Here is a 17,921-nt window from a genome sequence, read left to right as displayed (position 1 = left end):
GGGCTCTGCCATAATCTGACTTGATCAAGGAGCGAACAAGTGGCTGACATGCATATCGACCACAAGGTACTCAGTGACCTGCGTGAAATCATGGAAGACGGCTATCTGCAGCTGGTGCAGACCTTCCTGGACGATTCTGAACGGCGCCTTGGCCAACTTCACGCTGCCCGCAGCGCAGTTGAACTCGGCGCCGCCGCCCACAGTTTCAAAGGCAGCAGCAGCAACATGGGTGCCGTTGCGTTGGCAACCCTTTGCCAGGAACTCGAGGACAAGGCCCGCCATCCTCCGCTGCTGGGCATCGAAGACCTCATCAACCGTATTGATGTGGAGTTTGCCGAGGTGCAGCGCTTCTACCGGGCCGAACATCATCGTATATCGGCCGGTTAGCCCACGCGCTTACCGCCTCTGTATTAGTTGGCGCGAGTTTTGCTGGGTAATACCCGTGATCATTTTGTTTATGGCGCGGAGACTGCTCAATGCCTGTTGCATCCAACCCTTTGCTGCAAGCCAACATCAAGGCCGACGCATCCCGCTCTGCTAGCGCCGCAGCCGGCAAACCCCAGCAGACACTGGGCGAGCAGGGCGATGGCTTCGGTCAGGTGATGGCCAAGCAGGGGCGTGACAAGGTTGCCGGTGCTGCAGACAAGCCTGCTGCGAGCAAGGCCGCTGACAAGGCTGAGGGGACCTCAAGCGGCAAAAGCAAGCCCGCTGACAAGCGCGCCGTTGCCGATGACGGCAATGCCTCGCCAACCGAGCAAGCGACCCAGGCCGATACGGGTATGCGCGATGCCAGCCTGGTTGCCGGGCAGGTCACTGATGCGCAACCTGGCGCCCAGTTGATCCAGGCCCAGGCCGAGGCAGTAGCGCCTGTCTTGCAGGCTGCCAATGATCAGCCGCCGTCCGAGGAAGCGCCGGACTTCGACCCTGCTGCCGATGCCCTGGCGAACCTGCCTACCCTGCGCCTGGCGCTGGAGCACAGTGCTCAGGCCAAGGGGGCCACCTCGGCCCATGCCGTAGACCCTGGTCAGCAGCAGGCTCAGGCTGCGTCCGTCAATACCTTGGCGCAGGCGGGTAAGGGGGCCGAGGAAGCCTCTACCGACACCGGTGAAAAAGCCTTCGGCGCATTGCTCGAAGAAGGGTTGAAAGACACCAAGGGCGCCAGCAGCGATACGCGTATCGATGACTTCGCCAGCCGCCTGGCCAATCTCACCCAGGCCGCAACGGCCAAGACGGCCAACGCCGTGCCGGTGAACCCCAACCCGTTGCAGCAGCCGCTGTCGATGAACCAGAACGCCTGGACCGAGGGGCTCGTGAACCGGGTCATGTACCTGTCCAGCCAGAACCTCAAGTCGGCCGATATACAGCTCGAGCCTGCCGAGCTGGGGCGCTTGAACATCCGCGTCAACGTCGCCGCCGACCAGGCCACCCAGGTGACCTTCATCAGCGGCCACGTCGGTGTGCGCGATACGCTGGACAGCCAGGTGCACCGGCTGCGCGAACTCTTTGCCCAGCAGGGCCTGGCCCAGCCGGATGTCAATGTGGCCGACCAGTCGCGTGGTCAGCAGCAACACGGGCAGGCGGCGCAGGGGCAGGGAGGCAGTAGCTTGTCTGGCGTTGCTGCGCGGGCGGGGGAGGGCTCGGTCGACGCTGCCGAGCGGGAACGGCCTGCGGAGCAGCAGGTGGTGATCGGGGACAGCGCTGTGGATTATTACGCCTGAGGCGCATGTAGGGGCAGGGGGTACTAAACGGCCCCCCTGTTTTTGTTCGTACGGCACTGCTGTAAGTCCTGGCATGCCTTGACGCACGCGTATTTGGCATAACACTTGCTCACCCCAAGCCATCTTCCCAGTTACTCCCGATGGACGACGGAATATTGGCATGGCGAATACCGAAGCAGTCAAAGACCCTGCCCCAAAAGGCAAACTCAAACTGATCCTCCTGGCCGTGGGTGGCCTGCTGGTGGCCGTGGGCATTTCCGTGGGCGCCACGTGGTTCATCATGCACAAGAGCGAGCCCGCCCCTGCTGAACAGGAAGGCGCCAGCACCACCAAGCCAGCGGCCATCTACGAAGCGCTCACGCCCGCGTTCGTAGTGAACTTCAACCAGAATGGTCGCCAGCGCTACATGCAGGTCAGCATCACCTTGCAGGGGCGCAATCAGGCTGACCTCGATGCCCTTAAAGTGCACATGCCGGTCATACGTAACAACCTGGTGATGATGTTCTCCGGGGTCGGCTTCGAGACCCTGGCCAGCAGCTCGGTCGGCCAGGAAATGCTGCGCCAGAAAGCGACCGTCGTGGTGCAGGAAGTCGCCCAGAAAGAAGTCGGCAAGCCTGTGATTGACCAGTTGCTGTTCACCAATTTCGTATTGCAGTAGGAGCACGCAATGGCCGTACAGGACCTGCTGTCCCAGGATGAGATCGATGCCCTGCTGCATGGCGTCGACGATGGCCTGGTGCAGACTGAAAGTGCATCCGAACCTGGCAGTATCAAAAGCTATGACCTGACCAGTCAGGACCGTATCGTCCGGGGCCGCATGCCGACCCTGGAGATGATCAACGAGCGATTTGCCCGTTACACCCGTATCAGCATGTTCAACTTGCTGCGCCGCTCGGCCGATGTGGCCGTGGGCGGCGTGCAGGTGATGAAGTTCGGTGAGTACGTGCATTCACTGTACGTGCCCACCAGCCTGAACCTGGTCAAGATCAAGCCGCTGCGCGGCACCTCGCTGTTCATCCTCGACGCCAAGCTGGTGTTCAAGCTGGTGGACAACTTCTTCGGCGGGGACGGCCGGCACGCGAAGATCGAAGGCCGCGAGTTCACCCCGACCGAGTTGCGCGTAGTGCGCATGGTGCTGGACCAGTGCTTCATCGACCTCAAGGAGGCCTGGCAGGCGATCATGGAGGTGAACTTCGAGTACATGAACTCCGAGGTCAACCCGGCCATGGCCAACATCGTCGGCCCCAGCGAGGCGGTGGTGGTGTCCACGTTCCATATCGAGCTCGATGGCGGCGGGGGCGACCTGCACGTGACCATGCCGTACTCGATGATCGAGCCGGTACGTGAAATGCTCGACGCCGGGTTCCAGTCCGACCTGGACGACCAGGACGAACGCTGGGTCAAGGCGCTGCGTGAGGACGTGCTTGATGTTGCCGTGCCGGTAACGGCCACGGTAGCCAGGCGTCAGCTCAAACTGCGGGACATCCTGCACATGCAGCCCGGGGACGTCATCCCGGTCGAGCTGCCCGAGCACCTTGTGCTGCGCGCCAACGGCGTGCCGGCATTCAAGGCGCGCCTGGGCTCGCACAAGGGCAACCTGGCGCTGCAGATCATCGACCCGATCGAACGCCGCTGATGGCGGCCGCTCCCAACGAATTGAATGCCTGTCGAGGAAATCATGGCTAACGAAAACGAGATCACCTCTCCAGAGGACCAGGCGCTCGCCGATGAGTGGGCTGCTGCGCTGGAAGAAACCGGTGCGGCCGGCCAGGCCGACATCGATGCGCTGCTGGGCGATACCAGCCAGAATCAGGGGCCCGGTCGCTTGCCGATGGAAGAGTTCGCCAGCTCGCCCAAGCCCAATGCCAATGTCAGCCTCGAAGGCCCGAACCTGGATGTGATTCTCGACATCCCGGTGAGCATCTCGATGGAAGTGGGCAGCACCGAAATCAACATCCGCAACCTGCTGCAGCTCAACCAGGGTTCGGTGATCGAGCTGGACCGCCTGGCAGGCGAGCCCCTGGATGTGCTGGTCAATGGCACGCTGATCGCCCATGGCGAAGTGGTGGTGGTCAACGAGAAGTTCGGCATCCGCCTGACGGACGTGATCAGCCCCAGCGAACGCATCAAGAAGCTGCGTTGATGAAGGCCAGGGTGCGCGTCATCGCAGCGGCGGCCGCGGCACTGGCCAGCCAGGTATGCCTGGCCGCCGCCACGCCTGCCGCGACGCCGGCCAACCCGCCAGGAAGCCTGGGCGGGCAACTGGCCCAGATGGTCTTCGGCCTGCTGCTGGTGGTCGGGCTGATCTTCCTGCTCGCCTGGCTGCTGCGCCGGATGCAAGGCTCGGCGGTCAAGGGCAGTCAGGTGATCGACATCATCGGCAGCCGCGCTATCGGGCCGCGTGATCGGCTGCTATTGGTGCAGGTGGGCAAGGAACAGATCCTCATTGGTCATACACCCGGGAGCATCGAAGCGTTGCACGTGCTGGCCGAGCCTGTGGATGTACCCCAGGGGGCTCGCCAGGCGACGCCTGAGTTCGCCCAGCGGCTAATGGAACTGATGGGCAAGGACCCTAAGGACAAGACCCGATGAGCGCAGCGCTGCGACTGTTGTTCACCCTGGCGCTGCTGTTGGCGGCGCCGTTGGCACTGGCTGCCGACCCGCTGTCGATTCCAGCCATCACCCTGTCCAACGGTACCGATGGGCAGCAGGAGTATTCGGTCAGCCTGCAGATCCTGTTGATCATGACGGCGCTGAGCTTCATTCCAGCGTTCGTCATCCTGATGACCAGCTTCACCCGGATCATCATCGTCTTTTCCATCCTGCGCCAGGCGCTGGGGCTGCAGCAGACGCCGTCGAACCAGATTCTGACCGGCATGGCGCTGTTCCTGACCCTGTTCATCATGGCGCCGGTGTTCGACCGCATCAACCAGACGGCCTTGCAGCCTTACCTGAACGAGCAGTTGACCGCCCAGCAGGCCATCGACCGTGCGCAGGGCCCGCTCAAGGACTTCATGCTGGCCCAGACCCGGCAGAGCGATCTGGACCTGTTCATGCGCCTGTCCAAGCGCACCGACATCGCCAGCCCCGACCAGGTGCCGCTGAGTATCCTGGTGCCGTCCTTCGTCACCTCGGAGCTCAAGACGGCCTTTCAGATCGGCTTCATGATCTTCATTCCGTTTCTGATCATCGACATGGTGGTGGCCAGCGTGCTCATGGCCATGGGCATGATGATGCTGTCGCCGCTGATCATCTCGTTGCCGTTCAAGATCATGCTGTTCGTGCTGGTCGATGGCTGGGCCTTGATCATGGGCACGCTGGCCAGCAGTTTCGGTGGTGTGTGACTTTGCCTGGGAGGGCCGTGCATGACGCCTGAAGTAGCCGTCGACCTGTTCCGCGACGCCCTGTGGCTGACCACACTGATGGTCGCCGTGCTGGTGGTCCCCAGCCTGCTGGTGGGCCTCATCGTGGCCATGTTCCAGGCCGCCACCCAGATCAACGAGCAGACCCTGAGCTTTCTGCCGCGCCTGCTGGTGATGCTGATCACGCTGATCGTGGCCGGGCCGTGGCTGGTGCAGAAGTTCATGGAGTACATCACTACCCTGTACACCAACATCCCCCAGCTCATCGGTTGATGCGCCGATGCTTGAGCTGACCGACACGCAAATCGGCACCTGGGTGGCCACCTTCATCCTGCCGCTGTTCAGGGTGACGGCGGTGCTGATGACCATGCCCATCTTCGGCACGCGCATGTTGCCGGCGCGGGTGCGCCTGTACGTTGCCGTGGCGATCACCGTGGTCATTGTGCCGGCGCTCCCGCCACTGCCGCCGTTCGATCCGTTGAGCCTCAAAGGGGCGCTGCTGTGTGCCGAGCAGATCATCGTCGGCACTATGTTCGGTCTGGCGTTGCAGTTGCTGTTCCAGGCCTTCGTGATCGCCGGGCAGATCGTGGCGGTACAGATGGGGATGGCATTCGCCTCGATGGTCGACCCTGGCAACGGGGTCAACGTCACGGTGATCAGTCAGTTCATGACCATGCTGGTGAGCGTGCTGTTTCTGCTGATGAACGGCCATCTGGTGGTGTTCGAAGTGTTGACCGAGAGCTTTACCACGCTCCCGGTGGGCAATGCCCTGGTGGTCACTCATTTTTGGGAGTTGGTGGGGCGCATGGCGTGGGTGTTCGGCGCCGGGCTGATATTGATCCTGCCGGTGATCGCAGCCTTGTTGGTCGTCAATATTGCCTTTGGCGTGATGACCCGTGCAGCGCCGCAGTTGAATATTTTTTCCATTGGTTTCCCACTGACCTTGGTCATGGGCATGCTCATTTTCTGGATCGGCCTTGCCGATGTGTTGTCCCATTACCAGGCGTTGGCCAGCGAAACGCTGCTGTGGCTACGCGATTTGGCGAGGGCCGGTTGAATGGCGGAAAGCGAAAGCGGTCAGGACAAGACAGAGGAACCCACCGAGAAGCGCAAGCGCGATGCGCGGGAAAAAGGGGAGATCGCGCGCTCCAAGGAGCTGAACACTGTGTCGGTAACCCTGGCCGGTGCCGGTGGCGTCCTAGCCTTCGGCGGGTATCTGGCCGAGACCCTGCTGGAAATGATGCGCATGAACTTCAGCCTGACCCGCGAAATCATCGTCGATGAGCGGTCCATGGGGGCGTTCTTGCTCACCTCCGGTAAAATGGCCATCTGGGCCGTACAGCCGATTCTGATCCTTCTTTTCGTGATGTCTTTCGTTGCACCGATCGTACTGGGCGGTTTCGTCTTCTCCGGCAGCTTGCTGCAACCTAAATTCAGCCGAATGAACCCGCTTTCTGGCATCAAGCGCATGTTCTCGATGCATGCCCTGACCGAGTTGCTCAAGGCGCTGGCCAAGTTCTTCGTGATCCTGGTGGTGGCCGTGGCGGTGCTCGCCAGCGACCGTCAAGCCCTGCTGTCAATCGCCAACGAACCGCTGGAGCAGGCGATCATCCACAGCTTGCAAGTGGTGGGGTGGAGCGCCCTGTGGATGTCGGCCGGGCTGTTGCTGATCGCCGCCGCCGACGCCCCTTTCCAGCTGTGGCAAACGCACAAGAAAATGAAGATGACCAAGCAGGAAGTGCGCGACGAGTACAAGGACAGCGAGGGCAAGCCCGAGGTCAAGCAGCGTATCCGGCAGTTGCAACGCGAGGTGTCGCAGCGGCGAATGATGGCGGCTGTGCCCCAGGCGGATGTGATCATCACCAACCCGACCCACTACGCCGTCGCCCTGCAGTACGATCCGGAGAACGGGAATTCGGCCCCCTTGCTGCTGGCCAAGGGCAGCGACTTCATGGCCTTGAAGATTCGCGAGATTGGCGCTGAGCACAACATCCAGATTCTTGAATCCGCCGCCCTGGCTCGGGCAGTTTACTACTCCACCGAGGTGGAGCATGAAATTCCTGCCGGGCTGTACCTGGCGGTGGCCCAGGTGTTGGCGTACGTCTTTCAGATACGTCAGTACCACGCAGGGAAGGGCAAGCGGCCAGATCCGCTGAAGCCCGACTTGCCAATTCCGTCGGATTTACAGCGAGATGCATAGCCGCGAGGCTTGTCCGTTGGGCTTGAATAAACACGCATCGGATTGAGTTCAAGTAAAGAAGTTGCGTTGTCCGAAGCTTCTGAGCTTTCGTGAAGGTGAGGCTGAGCTTAAAAGCGCTTTCTTCCGGTTCGGATCGAAGAAGCGGCCAAGTCTCGCGCGGCATGCTGAGCTATGGCCAATTACCTTGCCATTTAGTGTAAGTTCTCGGTGGGCTCGCCGCTTTGAGCACTGCTTTCTAAAGTCTGTAGGATGTTTTCAAGCCGATGGCCTGGCCGTGCGATAACCGGTAAATGCTGAAACGAATAGGCGGAATACTCCATGAGTATTTGGAACCTTTATTCACCGCGTGCACTCACCAGGCTTTTCGTAAAAATTCCAGTGTGCACGCGGCGAACCCCCGGCTGAGATACGGAGACGAAGAGCGGTTTCAGCTTATCATTGCAAAGTGCCGGCAATCTTTACACCCTCTTTGCGGGGGTGAGGTTGTTGAGGTAAAGAATGAGATTGTCAAGGGACAATGTCTCTAACCCCAAGAAGACATAGCGAAGTCCGTTGTTCGAAAGTCGTTCGATTAGCGTGCGACGCTCAATGATTAAATCGATTGTAAACTGCCCTCCAAATATAAGATCCAGAGGTTTTAGCTCCATGAGTTCACACAGGGCGTTGATTTGGGTAGGGCTGCCGTTTAGGAATATAGAGTCTTCAACGAATGCACTTGCTTTGCGTCCGCGCGGATCATTTTGGCTAGCTAAGAGGGTTTTCTGAAACTGCTTATATATTCTCAATGGAGCGCCCGCGGCATCATAAATGCCGCCTGCAACGCTTCGACGCTCACTACAGAACGAACAGTCGTAGAAACAACCCCTTCCGGTATAGCTGAAAGCGTGAGACGTCAGGCGATTTCCAAATACACCAAATGAGCTTTTAACCCCAAAAATTTCGATTGCTGATGGCAGTCGATTTTGGTCCAGTCGCACGCCGCGGCTCACTTGCGTTATGCCAATTTTCGGAAAATCGACGATCCACAAGCCTGGAATGTCAACGCTTAAAAGACCTGCAATAGTTTCGATGCTGAGCCTATCTGCCCGCGCCAATGCTTCCCCAATAGCACTGATAATGATTTCAGCTTCCCCTGAGATAACTATATCGAAGAGGGGAGGGATCTTGTGCTCTCTGATTAGCCGGCCCGGAGAAGCTTTGTGGTGTTTGACATCACATGGATTTCTCTTTCTTTCGTTGTCTAAATAGAGCGTTTCATTCACATGGCGTCCCCCTAGAATTATGACGGGGCCGTCACCTAAAAGCTTCCGAACTAGCTGAGCGCAGTGCACCGCCCCCGGCATGCACAGCGTCATAGCTCCAATCAGGACTAGATTGGGTTTTTGCGCGAGCAGGAGCGTTTCAAACGCGGGCATGTCGTCTAAAGAGTACATAAGCATGAAGCAATCTCTTGCTTCGTAGCATCCGTTTGCCCAAGTGCTGTTTGCCCAAGCACTTCCTTCAATCTGAGCGAGATACGCAGCATGCCTGCAGGCGTTAAAGAGGCTCACAGGATCGCAACTGTTCAAAGCCCGGCTGGATTTTGCGCCCGTGAGGCACTCCGGAGCCGAAACCGCGACGGCTCGGATCTGGCGGTTGTAGCCGTGGCCTGAATGATGGGTGAGAGAGCCGCTGTAAGCGAAGCCATGCTGAGTAGAGGAAGGCATAGGGCGTCCTTTTCATCGGGAAGGGCGTCCATGCCATTGCTATTTTTTTTGGATATTGGATACAGTAGCCGAACAAAAACTTGGTGGGAGGCTTAAAATGAAACAAAATGTTATTGCGCTAATATTTGGTGGCAAAAGTGCTGAGCACGCCGTCTCCCTTATGTCTGCTCGCAGCCTGTACGAAGCCTTGACTTCATCGGGTTACCGGGTTCATTGCGTAGGGATCGACACCGCCGGTGTCTGGCATTACCAAGGCCAGCCGCGCGAATTTCCTGACGAAGTCGACGCTGCCGCACCGGTCCTGACGCTTCAGCCAGGTAGGCCGGTATTGATTTATTCAGACGCCGGATCCGCTTTGAAGGAGATTGCTATTGACCTGATGTTTCCCGCCCTTCATGGGCGGTATGGGGAAGACGGTGCGATCCAAGGGCTGGGTGCAATGTGTGGCATTCCGTGCGTAGGTTCTGGAATACTCGGCTCTGCCGTCGCCATTGATAAAGACATGACCAAGCGACTCGTAAGTGCGGCGGGAATCAAGGTTGCCCCTTGGGTTGCAGGTCATAAGATGTTGCCTTGGAGGTATCTTGTAGAGTCACTAGGCGGGGAAGTGCTGTACGTGAAACCTGCTACCTGTGGATCTTCCATTGGTGTGGCAGGGGTCACGTGCGAGGCAGAATACCTTGAAGCTTATGCGGCAGCTCAGCGCCTCGATCCGAAGGTGATCGTTGAAAAGGAAATCAAAGGGAGAGAAATTGAGTGCGGAATTCTGGAGAGCGATGGGCGAACCGTAGCATCACCGCCAGGTGAAATTCTACCCGCCAGCGGATACGATTTTTATAATTATGATGCTAAGTACTCTACCCATCAGCCCTCAACACTTCTTGTGCCTAGTCCCGTCTCATCTACTTTGTCTGCGCGTATCCAAAGCCTGTCTCTTGAAGTGTTTAGGTGTTTGGGACTTCAAGGGCTGGCCAGGATTGATTTTTTCCTTCTGGATGATGAAGTCATTCTGAATGAAGTGAACACATTGCCCGGTTTTACAGGTGCCAGCATGTACCCCAAGATGTTTGAAGCCGCAGGGTTTTCACTTGCTTTCATTGCAGATGAGCTGGTCAAGACAGTGGTACTAGGGACTTCGCCGCAGCCGTGATTATTGGCGGGATGTGACTTCTACTTACGTCTCAAGAATTTTACGATCTCATCTCTCCCTGCTTCCAGGTGAAGGCGTAGAATCCGTTTTGCTAGCTCACGGTCACCTGCACGGCAAGCCGCGAGAATAGCAATATGATCGTCCTGAGATTTCTGATGATAATCCAAGTTGGTCAGTAAAAAACGGAGGTGTCTGTCGACTGCTCGATGAAGCGATTTGATAAGGGCCAGCAAGCGAGGACGACTTGATCGTGCATAAAGAAAATAGTGAAATTGCTCGTTTAGCTCACCTAGCGCGTGTTGATTTCGAGCCGTGTTGATTGCATGGATACGCTGTTCCATCTCCAGAATGTCGTCATTCGAAATGTCACTAAAACCCAAGTCCAACGCTGTCGTTTCTGCCATGATGCGCATGTCATAAATCTCCACGACATCGTCAATCGTCATGATAGATACAAACGCACCTTTATGGGGTTCGGAGGTAACAAGCCCTTCCGCTTCAAGCTGTCTGATCGCATCGCGAACAGGCATGCGACTGACACCGAATTTAGCCGCTAACTCATCTTGGCGTAGTTGCGTTCCTTCTGGAATCATGCCCGAGAGAATTCCGCTGCGTATTGAGTCAGCGACAAACGCCATGGCGGTTTTTTGCTGATAACCTGTTGGCACGATAAAGCTGTCGGGAAGCGGAGGCATACTCATCTCCAGGGGCGTTTACGAGGCTGCCGAAGGTAGCATATCGCTGCTATCCCAGCCATAGAGCCTGACGGCTTTGCACAGAGCCTCGAAGTGACTGAATGCAGGGTAGGTGCAGATAAGCTGCTCCATGTCGCTGATGCTCTTTATCGTTAGCTTTTACATTTTGTGCGTCGGAAATTGGCGACAAGGCGCATCCAGTAGCGTGATTGAGTGAAGCCGGTACAGTGGTCGCCCCCGAGTCGCCTCTGTGCTCGCCGCACATCTAGGATGGAGATCCGGGTTTGTCGCCTTGTATGAGAGGCCTTTGTCTGCAATCGACAGGGGGCTAATTAGTTATCGATACTCTATTAAAGACGTTTCGTGTGATCTTAACTCAGCCTGGGCTATCTGATTGCAGCGGTCCTATCACAACCGATTGGCTTGAATGAGATTCTGACGGCATCCGCGCCTGAACCGCCACGCTGGCACCGGCTCATTTTTCGTCCCGACGTCGTCTCAGGATTTCTCATGCAGAGCCTTGGTACTGTGATGAATCCGCAACGTGGGTCGCCGTTCAACGCCAGTGCGTGGCGGCTGCATTTTATTCAACCACCGCCTTCAAAGTTGGAAAGCTTTTTGCAGAGCCACGCCCAAGCGCTGCTCTGGCGTCAAAGTTTTGCAAGAAGAGGACTCGCGGTGGATCGCACTCAGTTAATCAGCAACGCTCGCCATAACCTGGCCGGTCTCGGACGGGGCAACCTCGGCGTGCCGCTGTTGCTGCTGGTGATGCTGGCAATGATGATGTTGCCAATACCGCCGTTCCTGCTCGATGTGTTCTTCACCTTCAACATTGCCTTGTCCATCGTGGTGCTGCTGGTCAGCGTGTACGCGTTGCGCCCGTTGGACTTTGCCGCATTCCCCACCATCCTGCTGGTGGCGACCTTGCTGCGACTGGCGCTGAACGTGGCGTCCACCCGTGTGGTCATGCTGCATGGCCAGGAAGGTCACGGCGCCGCGGGCATGGTGATCCAGGCCTTCGGCGATGTGGTCATCGGTGGCAACTACGTGGTCGGTGCGGTGGTCTTCGCCATCCTCATGATCATCAACTTCGTGGTGGTGACCAAGGGTGCGGGCCGTATCTCCGAGGTCAGCGCACGCTTCACCCTCGATGCAATGCCGGGCAAGCAGATGGCCATCGACGCCGACCTGAACGCCGGCCTGATCGACCAGGCGCAAGCCAAGGCGCGCCGCAGCGAAGTCGCCCAGGAGGCTGAGTTCTACGGTTCGATGGACGGTGCCAGCAAGTTCGTGCGCGGTGACGCCATCGCTGGCCTGCTGATCCTGTTCATCAACCTGATCGGTGGCATGCTGATCGGTATGTTGCAGCATGGCATGAGCTTCGGCGACGCCGGCAAGGTGTATGCCCTGTTGACCATTGGTGACGGTCTGGTGGCGCAGCTGCCCTCGCTGCTGCTCTCCACCGCCGCAGCCATCATGGTCACCCGTGCCTCGGGCTCGGAGGACATGGGCAAGCTGATCAACCGTCAGATGTTCGACTCGCCCCGGGCCCTGGCCGTGTCCGGCGCCATCATGATCGTCATGGGGCTGGTGCCGGGCATGCCGCACCTGGCGTTCCTGAGCCTGGGCCTGATGGCGGGCGGCGGCGCCTACCTGGTATGGAAGAAACAGCAAAAGACCAAGGTACAGGCCCAGCAGGAAGCGCAGCGCCAGCAAGAGCTGCTGCCGTCGCCGCAGCGGGCGGCCGAAACCAAGGAGCTGGGCTGGGACGATGTCACCCCGATCGACATGATCGGCCTGGAAGTCGGTTATCGCTTGATCCCATTGGTCGATCGCAACCAGGGCGGGCAGCTGCTGGCGCGGATCAAGGGCGTGCGCAAAAAGCTGTCCCAGGACTTGGGCTTTCTCATGCCCACCGTGCATATCCGCGACAATCTCGACCTGCAGCCCAGTGCTTATCGCCTGACGTTGATGGGGGTAATCCTGGCTGAAGCAGAGATCTATCCGGACCGCGAGCTTGCCATCAACCCCGGGCAGGTGTTCGGCAGCCTCAACGGCATCGCGGCCCGCGACCCGGCCTTTGGCCTGGAGGCTGTGTGGATCGACGTCGGTCAGCGCTCGCAGGCGCAGTCGCTGGGCTATACGGTCGTAGACGCCAGTACGGTGGTAGCCACTCACCTCAACCAGATCCTGCAGAAGCATTGCCACGAGCTGATCGGTCACGAAGAAGTGCAGCAACTGTTGCAAGTCTTGTCCAAGGCGTCGCCTAAGCTGGCAGAAGAGTTGGTGCCGGGTGTCATTTCGCTGTCAGGCCTTCTCAAAGTCCTACAGGCTTTGTTGTCAGAACAGGTGCCAGTGCGCGATATTCGTAGCATTGCCGAATCCATCGCCAACAACGCGGCAAAGAGTCAAGATACCGCCGCTCTGGTCGCGGCGGTGCGCGTCGGATTGTGTCGCGCCATCGTGCAAAGCATTGTTGGCGTTGAGTCCGAGCTCCCTGTGATCACCTTGGAGCCCAGGTTGGAACAGATCTTGCTAAATAGTCTACAGAGGGCCGGGCAAGGTCAGGAAGACGGAGTGCTTCTTGAACCAAGCATGGCCGAAAAGCTGCAGCGTTCACTGATCGAAGCCGCACAGCGCCAGGAGATGCAAGGCCAGCCGGCCATCCTCCTGGTGGCCGGCCCGATCCGCGCCATGCTGTCGCGTTTCGGTCGGCTGGCCGTACCGAATTTGCATGTACTGGCGTATCAGGAAATACCGGACAACAAGCAAGTCACCATCGTTGCCACCGTGGGCCCTAATGGCTGAGGTAGTGGATAATGCAAGTTAAGCGATTCTTCGCCGCTGATATGCGTCAGGCCATGAAGCTGGTCCGCGATGAGCTGGGCGCTGATGCGGCCATCATCGGCAATCGCCGTATCGCAGGCGGCGTTGAACTGACCGCCGCGCTGGACTACAAGCTGTCCGCCCTGGCGCCTCGGGTACCGAACGTCGAACTCGAAGAAGAGCTGCGCAAGACCCACACGCGCATTGCCACGGCCAAGGCCGAGCTCGAACAGCGCCCGGACAGCAGCGACAGCAATCGCCAATTGTTCGCCGGTCAGTCGCTCACGGCGGCCGAGCCTCTGGTGGAGCCGCACGTTGACGCCCCGCAGCCGGCCACCACCGCAAGCAGCCAGGCCTCGGTGGACCCGCGCCTGTTCGATGCCATGCGCTCTGAGCTGTCCGGCTTGCGCGAGCTGCTGGAAGTGCAACTGGGGTCGCTGGCCTGGACCCAGCTGCAAGGTAGCAAGCCGCAGCAGGCCACGTTGTGGCGCCGGCTGCAGCGCATTGGCCTGTCTGGCCCCATCGCCCGTGAATTGCTCGAGCTGACCAAGGACATCGAGGAGCCTCGCCACGCCTGGCGTATGCTGCTGGCGCACCTGGCGCGCATGATCCGTACGCCCGACGTGGAACCGATCGAGGACGGCGGTGTGATTGCCGTCGTCGGCCCGGCCGGCATGGGCAAGACCACCACCCTGGCCAAGCTTGCGGCGCGCTATGTGCTCAAGTACGGCGCCCACAACCTGGCGCTGGTGAGCATGGACAGTTTCCGTATCGGGGCACAGGAGCAGCTCAAGACCCTGGGCCGAATCCTGAATGTGCCGGTGACCTATGTCGACCCCGGCCAGTCGTTGGCGGCGGCGCTCGAGCCTCTGCTGCGCAAGCGCGTGGTGCTGATCGATACGGCGGGCCTGCAAGCCAGCGACCCGGCGTTGCGCATGCAGCTCGACACCCTGGCCGGTCGCGGCATCGCGGCGAAGAATTACCTGGTCCTGGCCACCACCAGCCAGAAGCAGGTGCTGACCGCGGCCTACCACAGCTACAAGCGCTGCGGGCTGGCCGGCTGCATCCTGACCAAACTCGACGAGTCGGCAAGCCTGGGCGATGTCCTGAGCCTTGCCATCAGTTTCCGACTGCCCGTGGCCTACCTTACCGATGGGCCGCGTATCCCGGACGATCTGCACCTGCCCCGTGGGCACCAGCTGGTCACCCGCGCGGTCAATGTGCAGCAGCAGGACGAGCCCAGCGAGGAGGCCATGGCCGACATGTTCGCTGATCTCTACCACAACCCACGGCGAGCGGGTTGAAAATGAAATGTGTGCAAGGTAGCTATACCGAGGGATACGCAGCATTGCCCTTCGTGTGGCCTGAGTCCCAGCGAGACAAGGTAAAGAACAGACATGGGTAGCATGCATCCCGTACAGGTAATCGCCGTGACCGGTGGCAAAGGTGGCGTCGGCAAAACAAATGTTTCAGTGAACCTGTCTCTTGCGCTTGCCGAGCTGGGCCGCAGGGTCATGCTGCTCGACGCCGACCTGGGGCTGGCCAATGTCGATGTGTTGCTGGGCCTTGCGCCCAAGCGCACGCTGGCCGATGTCATCGAAGGGCGTTGCGAACTGCGCGATGTGATGCTGCAGGGCCCAGGCGGTGTGCGCATCGTCCCGGCCGCTTCGGGCACCCAGAGCATGGTGCACCTGGCGCCTGCCCAGCATGCGGGCTTGATCCAGGCGTTCAGCGAAGTCGGCGACAACCTCGACGTGCTGGTGATCGATACCGCTGCCGGCATCGGCGATTCGGTGGTCAGCTTCGTGCGTGCGGCCCAGGAAGTGCTGCTGGTGGTCTGCGATGAGCCGACCTCGATCACCGACGCTTATGCGCTGATCAAGCTGCTTAACCGTGATTACGGCATGAACCGCTTCCGGGTGCTGGCCAATATGGCCCAGAGCCCTCAGGAGGGGCGTAACCTGTTCGCCAAGCTGACCAAGGTCACCGACCGCTTCCTGGATGTGGCGCTTCAGTACGTGGGCGCCGTGCCTTACGACGAGTGCGTGCGCAAGGCGGTCCAGAAGCAACGCGCCGTGTACGAAGCGTTCCCGCGCTCCAAATGCGCCCTGGCCTTCAAGGCCATCGCGCAGAAGGTCGACAGCTGGCCGCTGCCCGCCAACCCCCGTGGCCATCTGGAGTTCTTCGTCGAACGCCTGGTGCAGCCGACCAGTGCAGGTTCGATGTCATGAGCGCCAGCGGCTTCAAGATGTACAGCCGCGCCTCGAAAGATGCGCAGTATGAGCTGATCGAGCGTTATGCGCCGCTGGTCAAGCGCATCGCCTATCACCTGTTGGCGCGACTGCCGGCCAACGTGCAGGTCGAGGACCTGATCCAGGCGGGCATGATCGGTCTGCTCGAGGTTGCCAACAAGTATGACGCCAGCAAGGGCGCCAGTTTCGAGACCTATGCCGGCATCCGCATTCGCGGGGCCATGCTCGACGAGGTGCGCAAAGGCGATTGGGCACCGCGTTCGGTGCACCGCAATACTCGCATGGTCAGCGATGCCATGCGTGCGGTCGAAGCCAAAACTGGCCGCGACGCTAAAGATCATGAAGTTGCTGCCGAACTCAAGTTGAGCCTCGATGATTATTACGGGATTCTCAACGACACACTGGGCAGCCGCCTGTTCAGCTTCGACGACCTGTTGCAGGACGGCGAGCACGAAGGCTTGCATGAGGACGGCGTCAGCGGCCAGGCCGAACCTGCCCGTGGGTTGGAGGAAGAGCGGTTCCAGGTCGCGTTGACCGAGGCCATCGCCAACCTGCCGGAGCGTGAGCGCCTGGTGCTGGCGCTGTACTACGACGAGGAACTGAACCTCAAGGAGATCGGTGAGGTCTTGGGGGTCAGCGAGTCGCGGGTCAGCCAGTTGCACAGCCAATGCGCCGCGCGCCTGCGCAGCCGCCTGGGGGAATGGCGGGCCCGTTGAGCCCGCCGTCGTCGTTGCCGTTTTCCACGTTGTACCGAATCGATTGAGTGCGCGCTCGGGGCCGAGCGCGTTTGAGACTGCTTGGAGGTCTAATTGGACAAGAACATGAAAATCCTCATCGTCGACGACTTTTCGACGATGCGGCGCATCATCAAGAACCTGCTGCGTGACCTGGGCTTCGCCAACACCGACGAAGCCGATGACGGCACGACGGCGCTGCCGATGCTCGAAAGTGGCCATTACGATTTCCTGGTAACCGACTGGAACATGCCGGGCATGTCCGGTATCGACCTGCTGCGCAAAGTCCGCGCCAGCGACAAGCTCAAGACCTTGCCGGTGTTGATGGTGACCGCTGAAGCCAAGCGCGACCAGATCATCGAGGCCGCCCAGGCAGGCGTGAATGGCTATGTGGTCAAGCCGTTCACCGCCCAGGTGCTCAAAGAAAAGATCGAGAAGATCTTCGAACGCGTCAACGGCTGAGTCACGTCAGGGGGCGCGCCATGAGTTCATCACACACGTCATTGGGCGAGTTCGAATCGACCCTCAAGAAGCATGCCCAGGAGTTGGTCGAAAGCCTGGAGCGCGGACGGTTCGGCGAGGCGGTGCAACTCATTCACGAGTTGAACCAGACCCGCGATCGGGGGCTGTACCAGGAAGTGGGCAAGCTGACCCGCGAACTGCACAGCGCCATCGTCAGTTTTCAGATCGACCCGACCATACCCCAGGCCGAGGAGGTGTCGCAGATTACCGACGCCACCGAACGCCTGTCCTATGTGGTCAAGCTCACCGAAGGGGCGGCAAACCGCACCATGGACCTGGTCGAGGAAAGCACGCCTGTGCTCAACGACCTGGCCAGCGAGGCCAAAGCGCTGAGTGCCGATTGGCAGCGCTTCATGCGCCGCGAAGTGAACGCCACGGAGTTTCGCGACCTGGCCAAGCGCGTCGACGGTTTCCTGGCGCACAGCGCTGAGGGTAACCGCAAGGTGGCCGGCCATCTCAACGACATCCTGCTGGCCCAGGATTACCAGGACCTGACCGGGCAGGTGATCAAGCGCGTCACGGCGTTGGTGACCGAGGTGGAAAGCAACCTGCTGAAACTGGTGATGATGGCCAGCCAGGTCGACCGCTTTGCGGGCATCCAGCATGATCAGGATCAATTGCGCGCAGAAAAAGATCGAGAAAAACATCCGACTCGGGGTGAAGGTCCGCAGATTCATGCCGATAAGCGTGAAGACGTCGTGTCCGGTCAGGACGATGTCGATGATCTGCTATCCAGCCTGGGTTTTTAAGGAGCAC

19 protein-coding genes are annotated in these 17,921 nt (G+C 59.5%); 17 read left to right on the top strand and 2 right to left on the bottom strand.

The window, feature by feature from the left end; genetic code table 11:
* Window positions 1–39 precede the first annotated feature (39 nt).
* The 10 genes from CWR53_RS15395 (at window position 40) to flhB (ending at window position 7,280) form a co-directional block, all read left to right on the top strand.
* Window positions 40–387 (top strand): Hpt domain-containing protein, encoded by a 348-nt coding sequence (locus tag CWR53_RS15395; protein WP_058606072.1) that lies wholly within the window; start codon window positions 40–42, stop codon window positions 385–387.
* Between the two features lie 89 nt (window positions 388–476).
* Window positions 477–1,718 (top strand): flagellar hook-length control protein FliK, encoded by a 1,242-nt coding sequence (locus tag CWR53_RS15390; RefSeq protein WP_100851993.1) that lies wholly within the window; start codon window positions 477–479, stop codon window positions 1,716–1,718.
* 160 nt (window positions 1,719–1,878) lie between these two features.
* Window positions 1,879–2,376: a flagellar basal body-associated protein FliL gene (gene fliL / locus CWR53_RS15385; protein ID WP_058606074.1), complete on the top strand. Its 498-nt coding sequence runs from the start codon at window positions 1,879–1,881 to the stop codon at window positions 2,374–2,376.
* 9 nt (window positions 2,377–2,385) lie between these two features.
* Entirely contained in the window at window positions 2,386–3,354 is a 969-nt protein-coding gene (gene fliM, locus CWR53_RS15380) for a flagellar motor switch protein FliM (RefSeq protein ID WP_023533965.1), read from the top strand.
* Window positions 3,355–3,396: 42 nt separating this feature from the next.
* On the top strand, window positions 3,397–3,861 hold the full coding sequence (gene fliN / locus CWR53_RS15375) for a flagellar motor switch protein FliN (protein ID WP_023533974.1): 465 nt from the start codon (window positions 3,397–3,399) through the stop codon (window positions 3,859–3,861).
* Entirely contained in the window at window positions 3,861–4,310 is a 450-nt protein-coding gene (gene fliO / locus CWR53_RS15370) for a flagellar biosynthetic protein FliO (protein ID WP_058639121.1), read from the top strand. Before fliN ends, fliO begins: the two co-directional genes overlap by 1 nt.
* Complete coding sequence (gene fliP, locus CWR53_RS15365) at window positions 4,307–5,062, top strand: flagellar type III secretion system pore protein FliP (RefSeq protein ID WP_023533994.1); 756 nt, start codon at window positions 4,307–4,309, stop codon at window positions 5,060–5,062. The genes fliO and fliP overlap by 4 nt, the downstream gene beginning before the upstream one ends.
* 21 nt (window positions 5,063–5,083) lie before the next feature.
* On the top strand, window positions 5,084–5,353 hold the full coding sequence (gene fliQ, locus CWR53_RS15360) for a flagellar biosynthesis protein FliQ (protein ID WP_023533926.1): 270 nt from the start codon (window positions 5,084–5,086) through the stop codon (window positions 5,351–5,353).
* Between the two features lie 7 nt (window positions 5,354–5,360).
* On the top strand, window positions 5,361–6,137 hold the full coding sequence (fliR, locus tag CWR53_RS15355; RefSeq protein WP_058606076.1) for a flagellar biosynthetic protein FliR: 777 nt from the start codon (window positions 5,361–5,363) through the stop codon (window positions 6,135–6,137).
* Entirely contained in the window at window positions 6,138–7,280 is a 1,143-nt protein-coding gene (gene flhB, locus CWR53_RS15350; RefSeq protein WP_100851992.1) for a flagellar biosynthesis protein FlhB, read from the top strand. It abuts the gene before it with no gap.
* 458 nt (window positions 7,281–7,738) lie between these two features.
* Here flhB and CWR53_RS15345 read toward each other — a convergent pair whose 3' ends face one another.
* Window positions 7,739–8,986, bottom strand: a complete 1,248-nt coding sequence (locus CWR53_RS15345) for a B12-binding domain/radical SAM domain-containing protein (RefSeq protein WP_138031829.1) — start codon at window positions 8,984–8,986, stop codon at window positions 7,739–7,741.
* Between the two features lie 97 nt (window positions 8,987–9,083).
* On the opposite strand from CWR53_RS15345, the gene CWR53_RS15340 reads away from it, so the two are divergent.
* Entirely contained in the window at window positions 9,084–10,136 is a 1,053-nt protein-coding gene (locus tag CWR53_RS15340; RefSeq protein ID WP_100851990.1) for a D-alanine--D-alanine ligase family protein, read from the top strand.
* Between the two features lie 20 nt (window positions 10,137–10,156).
* Here CWR53_RS15340 and CWR53_RS15335 read toward each other — a convergent pair whose 3' ends face one another.
* Window positions 10,157–10,831: a GntR family transcriptional regulator gene (locus CWR53_RS15335; protein WP_181405435.1), complete on the bottom strand. Its 675-nt coding sequence runs from the start codon at window positions 10,829–10,831 to the stop codon at window positions 10,157–10,159.
* Window positions 10,832–11,509: 678 nt separating this feature from the next.
* Here CWR53_RS15335 and flhA point away from each other — a divergent pair.
* The 6 genes from flhA (at window position 11,510) to CWR53_RS15305 (ending at window position 17,914) form a co-directional block, all read left to right on the top strand.
* Window positions 11,510–13,639 carry a flagellar biosynthesis protein FlhA gene (gene flhA, locus CWR53_RS15330; protein ID WP_058606080.1) on the top strand — a complete coding sequence of 710 codons (2,130 nt, stop codon included), beginning with the start codon at window positions 11,510–11,512 and terminating at the stop codon, window positions 13,637–13,639.
* A gap of 11 nt (window positions 13,640–13,650) precedes the next feature.
* Window positions 13,651–14,961 (top strand): flagellar biosynthesis protein FlhF, encoded by a 1,311-nt coding sequence (flhF, locus tag CWR53_RS15325; protein WP_058606081.1) that lies wholly within the window; start codon window positions 13,651–13,653, stop codon window positions 14,959–14,961.
* 93 nt (window positions 14,962–15,054) lie between these two features.
* Window positions 15,055–15,888: a flagellar synthesis regulator FleN gene (gene fleN / locus CWR53_RS15320; RefSeq protein WP_023533996.1), complete on the top strand. Its 834-nt coding sequence runs from the start codon at window positions 15,055–15,057 to the stop codon at window positions 15,886–15,888.
* Window positions 15,885–16,625, top strand: a complete 741-nt coding sequence (fliA, locus tag CWR53_RS15315) for an RNA polymerase sigma factor FliA (RefSeq protein WP_023533945.1) — start codon at window positions 15,885–15,887, stop codon at window positions 16,623–16,625. The genes fleN and fliA overlap by 4 nt, the downstream gene beginning before the upstream one ends.
* Window positions 16,626–16,730: 105 nt before the next feature.
* Window positions 16,731–17,105 (top strand): chemotaxis response regulator CheY, encoded by a 375-nt coding sequence (locus CWR53_RS15310; RefSeq protein WP_167339335.1) that lies wholly within the window; start codon window positions 16,731–16,733, stop codon window positions 17,103–17,105.
* A 20-nt stretch (window positions 17,106–17,125) separates the two neighbouring features.
* Window positions 17,126–17,914: a protein phosphatase CheZ gene (locus tag CWR53_RS15305; protein WP_023533920.1), complete on the top strand. Its 789-nt coding sequence runs from the start codon at window positions 17,126–17,128 to the stop codon at window positions 17,912–17,914.
* The last annotated feature ends 7 nt before the right edge of the window (window positions 17,915–17,921 follow it).

The sequence above is a fragment of the Pseudomonas sp. SGAir0191 genome (assembly GCF_002812565.2).
Classification (GTDB): domain Bacteria; phylum Pseudomonadota; class Gammaproteobacteria; order Pseudomonadales; family Pseudomonadaceae; genus Aquipseudomonas; species Aquipseudomonas parafulva_B.
The sequence above is the reverse complement of the archived record's forward strand: the minus strand, read 5'-3'. Positions and strand labels throughout refer to the sequence as shown.